Raw genomic sequence first — 1,576 nt, forward strand, 5'->3', positions numbered from 1 at the left:
GCCACACGGCGGCCGTTGACCAGCAGCAGGCTGCGGTTGGGGCCCATGCCGCGCAGGTTGAGGCCACTCGCATTGGGCGTGTGCGAGCCCCACTGCGATGCCGCTTCGACGGTGCCGGTCGCTTCGGTCAGGGTCTTCAGGGCGTCGTAGACGGTGACGAAGCCTTCCTTCTGGATCTGTGCGGCGCTGATCACGTTGACCGGGGCCGGGCCCTCGACGCTGGCACGCTTGATGCGCGAACCGGTGACGGTGACCGCATCAAGATCCTTGGTGGGCGACGTGGCCGCTTCCTGTGCGCCAGCGGCGAACGGCAGCAGGGCCAGGGCGAGGGCGTGGGACAGCAGATGACGGCGGTTGCGGACGGACTGAGCCATGGGTGGTTGCTCTTGGATGGTGGACGCGCGGTCGGATGGCGATCCCGGGCGTTGAATCGATCCATCTCGATTCGACCGCCCTCCCCTGTGGATCGATCCAAACTAAAGCACAGCTGAACCACGCCCAGCATGCGGCGACGCAGCATCCAGCGGACGCGCGTGATTATCGCCGAAGGGCATCCAAGCGAATCAATGGGTTGCACGACATCTTTATGGAAGCGGCACAGATGTCAATGACACGATCACGACAGTCGCGCGCAGAACGGTTTTGTCCGTGGGGAACTGGTAGCCGGGTCGGATCCTCTCGCAGAGGCGCTCTGACCGGATAGCGTCTGGTCGGGGTCGGAGCCCTTCAGCGAAGGGATCCGCCCCCTGCGGCGCTCAGCCGTCCAGCGCCTTCCGCAGCGCACTCACCGTGGCGGTGTCTGTCTGGCTCCAGTCCGGGTCCAGCCCGCGCAGGGCCGGGTTCTGGAACTGCATGGCCGAACGTCGTTTCCCCTTGGCCGAKGCATGCAGTTCGAGGCAGCCGGTCTGCCGCGCGACGGCGGCGATGTTGTCCGGGCCCAGCCCTGCGCCGGCCATGACGCTGATCCTGCCGGCCGCCTGCGCGACCAGCGCGGCCAGTACATCGGCACCGGCGTCGGCGCTGGCCTGGCCGCCGGACGTCAGCACCCGCTGGCAGCCCAGCCCGATCACCTGCTCCAGCGCCGCCGGCAGATCGCGCGCGGCATCGAAGGCACGGTGGAAGGTCACCTGCAACGGGCCGGCCGCGCGCAGCAGTTCGCGGCACAGCGGCAGGTCGATATCGCCCTGCGCATCCAGCGCACCGATCACCACGCCCTCGCAGCCCAGCGCGCGGCACTGGGCGATGTCGCGCAGCATCAGCTCGGTTTCCAGCGCGTCGTAGTGGAAATCCCCCGGACGCGGCCGCACCAGCACGAACAACGGAACTGCCAGGCGCTCGCGGGCGATGGCGATGCTGGCAAACGACGGCGTGGTACCGCCTTCGGCAAGGTTGTCGAACAGTTCGATGCGATCTGCACCACCGGCCTGCGCGGCCAACGCCGAAGCCACCGAATTGCTGGCGATCTCCAGCGTCAGGCGCGCGCTCACGCCTGCGTGCTCGTATAGATCGACGGTGAGTCGCGCAGGTCATCCTGGCGCTGCGCATCGCACACCGCGTAGACGAAGCCGCGATGCAG

The 1,576-nt window shown here is 67.9% G+C and carries 2 protein-coding genes; both read right to left on the minus strand.

Annotated elements, in window-relative coordinates:
* A partial coding sequence (locus tag AB4Y84_RS21245; protein WP_442250887.1) for a TonB-dependent receptor plug domain-containing protein occupies nucleotides 1–374 on the minus strand: 374 nt, incomplete at its 3' end.
* 381 nt (nucleotides 375–755) lie between these two features.
* Nucleotides 756–1,487 (minus strand): copper homeostasis protein CutC, encoded by a 732-nt coding sequence (locus AB4Y84_RS21250; protein WP_363733106.1) that lies wholly within the window; start codon nucleotides 1,485–1,487, stop codon nucleotides 756–758.
* Nucleotides 1,488–1,576: the final 89 nt, after the last annotated feature.

The sequence above is a fragment of the Stenotrophomonas sp. 2YAF22 genome (assembly GCF_052114665.1).
Classification (GTDB): Bacteria; Pseudomonadota; Gammaproteobacteria; order Xanthomonadales; family Xanthomonadaceae; genus Stenotrophomonas; species Stenotrophomonas indicatrix.